The sequence below is a fragment of the Kitasatospora nipponensis genome (genome assembly GCF_039528135.1).
In the GTDB taxonomy this organism is placed as follows: domain Bacteria; phylum Actinomycetota; class Actinomycetes; order Streptomycetales; family Streptomycetaceae; genus Kitasatospora; species Kitasatospora nipponensis.
Genome location: NZ_BAAALF010000128.1, coordinates 16,950 through 24,693 on the forward strand (window position 1 = coordinate 16,950; position 7,744 = coordinate 24,693).

General features: G+C 73.9%; 7 protein-coding genes. 2 read left to right on the forward strand and 5 right to left on the reverse strand.

The features are described from left to right. Positions 1-74: 74 nt before the first annotated feature. Positions 75-1,712 carry an APC family permease gene (locus ABD323_RS28065; protein ID WP_344444771.1) on the reverse strand — a complete coding sequence of 546 codons (1,638 nt, stop codon included), beginning with the start codon at positions 1,710-1,712 and terminating at the stop codon, positions 75-77. Positions 1,713-2,116: 404 nt separating this feature from the next. Then, a complete protein-coding gene (locus tag ABD323_RS28070) occupies positions 2,117-2,527 on the reverse strand; it encodes a DUF6299 family protein (RefSeq protein ID WP_344444772.1) in 411 nt (136 codons plus the stop codon). 222 nt (positions 2,528-2,749) lie between these two features. On the opposite strand from ABD323_RS28070, the gene ABD323_RS28075 reads away from it, so the two are divergent. Further along, positions 2,750-3,640: a hypothetical protein gene (locus ABD323_RS28075; RefSeq protein WP_344444773.1), complete on the forward strand. Its 891-nt coding sequence runs from the start codon at positions 2,750-2,752 to the stop codon at positions 3,638-3,640. Between the two features lie 216 nt (positions 3,641-3,856). Next, entirely contained in the window at positions 3,857-4,735 is an 879-nt protein-coding gene (locus ABD323_RS28080) for an SGNH/GDSL hydrolase family protein (RefSeq protein ID WP_344444774.1), read from the forward strand. Between the two features lie 58 nt (positions 4,736-4,793). Here the strand turns inward: ABD323_RS28080 and ABD323_RS28085 are convergent, their stop codons facing one another. From ABD323_RS28085 to ABD323_RS28095, 3 genes are all read right to left on the reverse strand, one after another. Continuing rightward, a complete protein-coding gene (locus tag ABD323_RS28085; RefSeq protein ID WP_344444775.1) occupies positions 4,794-5,423 on the reverse strand; it encodes a bifunctional 4-hydroxy-2-oxoglutarate aldolase/2-dehydro-3-deoxy-phosphogluconate aldolase in 630 nt (209 codons plus the stop codon). Then, positions 5,420-7,030: an N-acyl-D-amino-acid deacylase family protein gene (locus ABD323_RS28090; RefSeq protein ID WP_344444776.1), complete on the reverse strand. Its 1,611-nt coding sequence runs from the start codon at positions 7,028-7,030 to the stop codon at positions 5,420-5,422. Before ABD323_RS28090 ends, ABD323_RS28085 begins: the two co-directional genes overlap by 4 nt. Then, positions 7,030-7,744: type III PLP-dependent enzyme domain-containing protein (locus ABD323_RS28095; RefSeq protein WP_486327158.1), on the reverse strand; the 715-nt coding region annotated here is incomplete at its 5' end. The genes ABD323_RS28090 and ABD323_RS28095, both read right to left, overlap by 1 nt.

The following is a 7,744-nucleotide window of genomic DNA, read 5'->3' on the forward strand; positions in this document are numbered from 1 at the left end:
CCCGGGGGGGGGGGCGCCCGCCGGGGGCGTCGGTGGCCGGCCGCGGGGGGACCGGCGCACCTGTCAGTGGGGGGTCAGTGACCGCCCTCGTCGACGACCTCGATGTGGCCGATGTTGGCCTCGATCTCGTCCGCGGGCAGGGCCACCGCACGGGCCCAGTAGTAGACCGCGAGCGAGAAGACCGTGACGATCGCCATGTCCCACCAGAGCGGGATCACGTTCTGCGCGCTGTCGCCGAAGCCGCCCAGGTAGGAGATGACACCCAGACCGACCAGGTAGACCGGCAGCCACTGCGCGGCCTTCCAGTTCATCCGGGGCGCGTCCGGCAGGTTCTTGGCGATCGCGTAGGCGGCGTAGGAGCCCAGCAGGCCGTAGCCGAGGATGATCGCGACGCCCAGGCGCCACAGGGTGTCCCAGCCGGCCCAGTAGATGATCAGACCGGCGACCACGAAGGCGGCCGGGGAGACGAAGCCGGCGGCCGGCAGGCGGTAGGGGCGCTCGCGGTCCGGCAGGCGGTCGCGGAAGACGCCCAGTGCCAGCGGGGCACCGGCGTACATCAGCACGCTGGCCGAGGAGATGAAGCTCACCAGCTGCTGCCAGCTCGGGAACGGCAGGAAGCAGATGACACCGGTGACGAAGGACATCAGCAGGCCGAACCACGGCACGCCGCGGGCATCGGTGCGCTCGAAGATCTTCGGGGCGTAGCCGTTGCGGCTCAGGCCGTAGGAGATCCGGGAGGTGGAGGTGGTGTAGATCAGGCCGGTACCGCCGGGCGAGACCACCGCGTCCAGGCGCAGGATCAGCGCCAGCCAGCCCAGGCCGATGACGGTGGCCAGGCCCGCGAAGGGACCCTCGATGCCCTGGTAGGCCAGGTCGGCCCAGCCCTTGACGAAGGAGCTGCCGGGCAGCGCGCCGATGTAGACGACCTGCAGCAGGGTGTAGATCAGGGTGCCGATGATCACCGAGCCGATGACCGCGCGCGGGATGTCGCGCCGCGGGTTGCGGCTCTCGCCGGAGAGCTGGATGGCCTGCTCGAAGCCGAGCAGCGAGAAGATGATGCCGCTGGTGCTGATCGCGCCCAGCACGCCCTTGACACCGAACGGCATGAAGCCGTGCGAGGTGAAGTTGGAGCCGTGGAAGTTGGTCAGCGCGAGGATGAAGATCACGGCCAGCGGGACGGCGACCTTCCACCAGGTGGCCACGCTGTTGGTGTGCGCGAGCAGCCGCACGCCGAGGAAGTTGACGGCCACGAAGACCGCCATCAGCACGACCGCGGTCACGAAGCCGAACAGGGTCAGCGTGCCGTTGTCGTTCTGCAGCCCCGGGGCCACTGACTTGGAGTAACCGATCATGGCCTCGACCTCGATCGGTGCCACGGTCGCCGCCTGCAGCCAGGAGAACCAGCCGAAGGACATACCGGCCAGACCGCCGAAGGCGTAGTGCGGGTAGCGCGCCGTACCGCCGGACACCGGGAACAGACCACCGAGCTCGGCGTGGACCAGCGCGAGCAGCACGATCGCGACGGCCCCGATCCCCCACGAGATGACCGCTGCCGGTCCCGCGACGACGACCGCGTTCTTGGCCCCGAAGAGCCAGCCGGAGCCGATGATCGAGCCGACGGAGGCCCAGAGGAGACCGACGAGTCCGATGTCCCGGCGGAGCTTGGCGCTCGATCCGGCGGACGGCGGCGCTATTTTGTCAACAACTGCCATGTGTGGGGACCCTCTTCAAAGATGGCGGGTGAGAGTGCGGTGAACGCTAGCGGGCGATTAGGGATCTGCAAAGACCCTCCGACCGAATAGTTATGTTCTGCCGCCCCCTAGCACAGAAATGAAGTCGTCCCGCACCCTTGCCTACCCGGGAGTATCAGGCCAGGTCAGAGCCATCAAGGCAGTTGACCACTTACACCCCCTTGACGCCCGCGGATAAGTCCGTACCAACATTTGAGCTGCATTTGAGCTTTTCCCGGTGAATGCGCATCATGACCCACCGGTAGGGTCATAGTCTTCATTCGGCGCGCATAGTGATGCAGCGAGAATGGGCGGCGGAATCCCGCCACCGGCGCCCTGGCGACTTTTCTCCAGGGCGCCTTGACGCGACGTCAATCCCCTGACGGTCAGGCCGCCGCGGGCCGCAGGTCGATGTCCTGTGCTCCGGCGGCCAGGACCGTGGGCAGCGGCAGACCGGTGGGCGACAGGCTCAGCAGCGTGGCGTCCACGTGCGCGGGACCGGAGGTCACCGAGGACTGCTCCGGCCGGCCGCGGTTCGTCCAGGCGTGCGAGGCGCCGTCACAGGTGGCCACCGTGCCACCGACGCCGTGCGACTCGGCGGCCGTGCGCAGCGTGCTGCCGACCAGGACGGTGCCGGGCGTGCCGGCGGCGCACCGGTAGCTGCCACTGAGCGTGATCGTGCCGTCGGCGGCGAGCGTGCCGACCTGATCGACGGTGACGCTGTCACCGCCACCGGCGGCGCCGGCCGGACCGGCCAGCGGCACGGGTGTGGCGAGGGCGAGGAGAACGGCGCCCACGGCGCCGACAACAGCAGGACGGACTCGCACGACTACCTCCAGTGACGGTGTTCGCGCATACAGCTATCGCCTTCCACCGCACGGGTCCGGCATTCTCACCCGGTCGGCGGCGTGTCACCTGGCCGGCCCCTCCCCCTCTTGCTCCGGCCCGTCCCGCTGCGGCACTCTCGCGGCAGGGGGCACACCGTCGTGCCCCGACACCACCCCGGAGGAAGACCACCGATGACGATCCCTCGGACCCCCCAGAGCGTGATCCCCCCGCTCTTCGCCGGGCTCTGCGACGACGCGGCGATCTTCCCGCCCGGCGACCTGCCGCTGCCCCAGGCGGTGCCCGCCCACCTGGCCCACCGCACGGCCTGGTACGCCGACCTGGTGGGCCCCTTCCTCTGCCCGGCCGGGCGCGTCGAGGCGCTCGGCGACCATCTCGGCGCGGAGCCGGCCGAAGGCTCCTTCGAGGTCGGCCTGATCGTGCCCGAGGGCAGCGCCGCCCTGGAACCGGCGCTGCGGGCGGCGCGGGCCGACACCCGGCTGCGGGTCGTCGGGGTGGAGGTGCTCGCCGACCGGGACGCGCCGCCCGCCGAGGGCGTGCGGGCCTGCCGCGAGGCACTGGACCGGCTGCTGCCCGCGTACGCGCCCGGGGCGCAGGCGGCGATCGAGGTGGCCCGCGGTCCGGAGCTGCTGGACGCCCTCGACGCCCTGGAGGGCTCCCCCTACCGGGCCAAGTTCCGCACCGGCGGCACGGTGGCCGAGGCCTTCCCCGGCGAGCTGGAGCTGGCCTCCTTCCTCTACGCCGCCGTCTGGCGCAAGCTGTCGTTCAAGTGCACGGCCGGCCTGCACCACGCGGTGCGGCACGACGACGAGGCCACCGGCTTCGCCCACCACGGCTTCCTCAACGTCCTGTTGGCCACCCACGCGGCCCTGGAGGGCGCCGAGCACGGGGAGTTGGCCGACCTGCTGCGCGAGCGCGAGGGCGAACGGCTGGCGCGGCGGCTGCGCACCCTGGACGAGCGGCAGAGCGCCGCCGCCCGGGAGGCCTTCACCGCGTTCGGCACCTGCAGCATCGCCGAGCCGCTGGCCGACCTGCTCGCCCTGGAGCTGGTCGCGCTGCCGTGAGCGCGGCGGGCCGGGGCACCGGGCCGGTGGCGGCGGGCCGGTGGCGGCGGGCCGATCGCGGCGGGCGCAGCGCCCACCGGGGGCCGCCCGCCGGACGCCGTCCGGCAACTGGGGCGGCCCCACCCCTTACCCCGCGATCTACCTGGCAGTAACCTCACCGGATCCGATCCGCGCGCCGCCACCCGGGCGATCCGCGGATCGTCCTCGGGAGGGCTCATGCGTTCACCCCAGTTCCGCCGCCGGCTACGGTCGGCCATCGGGGCCACCGTGCTCGGCGCCGCCGTCCTCGGCGTCTGCGCCGGACCGGCCTCGGCCGCCGCCGCCCCCGGCACGCGCTACTACCTCGCCCTCGGCGACTCGCTCGCCGCGGGCTACCAGACCCTGCCGGGCGGCGGCAGCGAGGTCGGCCACGGCTACGCGCAGGACATCGCGCGCACGCTGCAGGGCCGAGCCACCACGGCCGGGCACCCGTTCTCCTTCACCGACCTGGGCTGCCCGGGCGAGACCACCGGCTCGATGATCAACGGCGGCTGCCCCTATCCGCACCCCTACGGCGGCGCCCAGTTGGACGCCGCGGTGGCCTACCTGAAGTCCCACCACAAGGACGACCTGGTGGTCACCCTGGACATCGGCGCCAACAACGTCGACGGCTGCGCCAGCGGCGGCAGCCTGGACGCCGCCTGCGCGGCCAAGGGCATCGCCACCGCCGGCCGGGACCTGGACACCATCCTGGACCGGCTCAAGGCGGCCGCCGGCCCGCACACCCGTTTCGTCGGGATGAACCTCTACGACCCGTTCCTGGCGGCCTGGATGACCGGCGACCAGGGCAAGGTGCTGGCCGGCCTGTCGGTGCCGCTGGCCGACACCCTGAACGGCACGCTGGAGTTCGTGGACGCCGTCCACCACGTGCCGACCGCGGACGTGGCGGGCGCGTTCAGCACCAACGCGTTCTTCCCGCTGGTGCCCCTGAACGGCCAGCGGGTCCCGCTGAACGTGGCGCGGATCCTGAGCTGGACCAACATGGCGCGCGGCGACATCCACGCCAACGACACCGGCTACCAGGTGATGGCGAACGCGTTCCTGGCGAAGATCTGATCCGGATCCGCCCGCTCCACCCCGGGCCGGACCACCGCGCGCAGCGGCCCGGCCCGGGTCACCCCGCCGCCAGCGCCGCCATGAACGCCCGTGCCCGACGGGTGAGTTCGGCCCAGTCGCCGGCCGCCACCGCCTCGGCGGGCACCACCTCGCTGCCCGCGCAGACGGCGAGCGCGCCGTTGGCCAGGAAGGCCGGCGCGCTCTGCGCGTCCACTCCGCCGGAGGCCACCAGCGGCACGTCGGGGTAGGGGCCGCGCAGGTCCCGGAAGTAGCCGGGGCCGAAGGCGCGGGCCGGGAAGATCTTCACCGCCGCGGCACCCAGCTCGTGCGCCCTGGCCACCTCGGTCGGCGTCAACGCGCCCAGCACCAACGGCGCCTGGGCCCGGGCCGCCACCTCGGCGACCTGCGGACGGCAGCCCGGGGTGACCAGGAAGGAGGCCCCCGCCTCCAGTCCGCGGCTCGCCTGTTCGGCGCTCAGCACGGTGCCCAGGCCCAGCCGGCAGCCGGTGTCCACCGCCGCCGCCCGCTCCAGGTGGGCCGCCACCCCCGGGGTGGTGCAGGTCAGTTCGACCCAGCGCAGGCCGCCCTCGGCGAGCGCCGCGCAGAGCGCGGCGGCGTCGGGTATCCGCGGCGCGCGGACCACCGCGATCACCCGGTCGGCGGCCAGTTCGGCACGGAAGTCGGTCATCGGGCTCGGGTCCCCTGGTCGGTTCGGCGCAGCGCGCGCCCGGGTCGGGCGCCGGTGGGGCGCCCCTCGCTCAGTACCGCGACGCCGTTGACCAGGACGTGCGCGATGCCCGCCGCGGGCCGCCGCGGGTGCTCGAAGGTGGCCTCGTCGCGCACGGTGTCGGCGTCGAAGAGCACCAGGTCCGCGTGGTGCCCGGGGCGGATCGTCCCGCGCCGCTCCAGGCGCAGCCGGCGGGCCGGGCGGCCGGTCATCCGGTGCACCGCCTGCTCCAGCGTCAGCACGCCCGCCTCCCGGACGTAGTGGCCGAGGTAGCGCGCGAAGGTGCCCCAGCCGCGCGGGTGCGGGCGGGCGCCGACCAGCAGGCCGTCGCTGCCGGCGGTGTGCGCCCGGTGGCGCATGATCGCCCGCACGTTCTCCTCGTGGCCCACGTGCTGCAGGATGGTGGTGCCCAGCCGGTCGGCCAGCAGCAGCTCGAAGCAGACCTCGGTGCCGCTGGTGGCCCGCTCGGCGGCCACCTCGGCCACCGTGCGGCCGACCAGCGACGCCAGCGCCGGCTCGCGCACCCCGGAGATCTGCACGGTCGCCCAGTCGGTGACCACGCCGTGGCAGCCGTCGCTGCCGCTCTCCTCCAGTGCCTGGCGGATCCGCTCGCGGGCGGCCGGGTCGGCCAGCCGCCGCAGGGTCGCCGGCGGTCCGCCCTCGGTGGCCCAACTGGGCAGCAGGGCGGCCAGCGTGGTGGAGCCGGGCAGGTAGGGGTAGCTGTCCAGGGTGAGGTCGCAGCCGTCGGCGATCGCCCGGTCGAGCAGCGCCAGCAGCTCACCGGCCCGGCCCCGGTTGAGGTCGAAGTTCATGGTGGCGTGGGCCAGGTGCAGCGGGCAGCCGGAGCGGCGGGAGATCTCCACCATCTCGGCGTACCCGGCCAGCGCCCCCGCCCCGTAGGAGCGCTGGTGCGGCGAGTGGTAGCCGCCGTGCGCCGCCACCACCGTGCAGAGCGCGACCAGTTCCTCGGTGTCGGCGTACATCCCGGGGGTGTAGCTGAGCCCGCTGGACATCCCGACCGCGCCCTCGGCCAGCCCCTGGGCCAACAGGGCGCGCATCGCGTCCAGTTCACCAGCGCCGGGGGCCCGGCGCTGCCAGCCGAGCACCTGCGCGCGCAGCGTGCCGTGCGGCACCAGGTAGCAGGCGTTGACGGCGCCGGCGCCGTCCAGCCGGTCCAGGTACTCCCCCACCGTCCGCCAGCCCCAGTCCAGTTCGGGCGGATCGCCGTTCCAGCCGGCGAGTTGGCCGCGCAGCACGGGCAGCGTCGCGTCGTCGACCGGGGCGTAGGAGAGCCCGTCCTGGCCGAGCACCTCGCAGGTCACGCCCTGGGTCACCCGGGAGGGCTGGTCGGGCTCCAGCAGCCGCTGGAGGTCGGAGTGCGCGTGCATGTCGATGAAGCCCGGGGCCAGCACCAGGCCCTGCGCGTCGAGGACCCGACCCGCCGTCCCGAGCGTGCCCGGCACGCCGACCTCGGCGATCACCCCGGCCCGCACCAGTACGTCGGCGGGCCGCCGGGGCGCGCCGGTGCCGTCCACCACGGTGGCGGCGCGCAGCAGCAGGTCGGCCATCAGAAGAACGTCCGGACCAGGTCGACCACCCGCGGGACGGCGGCGTCGGCGTCGTCCAGCACCGGGATCAGGCTCCACTGGTCGAAGGCGGTGCACGGGTGGGAGAGGCCGAGCCGGACCACCTCGCCGAGCTCGGCACCGCTGTCGCGCAGGAAGGCGTGCTGGTCGTTGACGGCGCTGACAGTGCCGCCCAGCGGGCGCGGGCCGTGCGCGGTGCGGGCGAGCTGCGGGGTGGGCAGCCCCTCGTCGTACGGGAAGTCGCGCTTGCCGCCGTCCAGCAGGGCGAGCGCCGGCTCGGGGCGCGAGACCACCCGGGCCCAGCCGTGCATGGCCGCGCGCAGCGGCGCGCCGGCACCGCGGGCCAGCGGCGAGATGCCGCGGTAGAAGCCGTCGTCGTGCACCAGGTAGGCACCGGCGCGCAGCACCACGGTCGTGCCGGGGTGGCTGCGGGTCAGCGGGGTGAGCTGCTCGGCCACCTGGTCGAAGTAGGCGCTGCCGCCGGCGCTCACCACGGTGGCGGGGGCCTGGTCGTAGCAGCCGTCGGCGTGCAGCACGGTGTGCAGTTCGGCGAGCCGGCGCAGGTACGCCTCGACGGTGGCCAGGCCCGCCGGGCCGGCGTCATGGGCCAGCGCGCCCTCGTAGCCGGCCACCCCGACCAGCCGCAGCGTCGGCGCGGCGTGCGCGGCCCGGGCGGTGGCGCGGGCGGCGACCAGG

Coding starts and splice junctions, on each gene's coding strand:
- ABD323_RS28065 (WP_344444771.1), bottom strand. CDS start 1,712: ATGGCAGTTGTTGACAAAATAGCGCCGCCGTCCGCCGGATCGAGCGCC.
- ABD323_RS28085 (WP_344444775.1), bottom strand. CDS start 5,423: ATGACCGACTTCCGTGCCGAACTGGCCGCCGACCGGGTGATCGCGGTG.
- ABD323_RS28080 (WP_344444774.1), top strand. CDS start 3,857: ATGCGTTCACCCCAGTTCCGCCGCCGGCTACGGTCGGCCATCGGGGCC.
- ABD323_RS28090 (WP_344444776.1), bottom strand. CDS start 7,030: ATGGCCGACCTGCTGCTGCGCGCCGCCACCGTGGTGGACGGCACCGGC.
- ABD323_RS28075 (WP_344444773.1), top strand. CDS start 2,750: ATGACGATCCCTCGGACCCCCCAGAGCGTGATCCCCCCGCTCTTCGCC.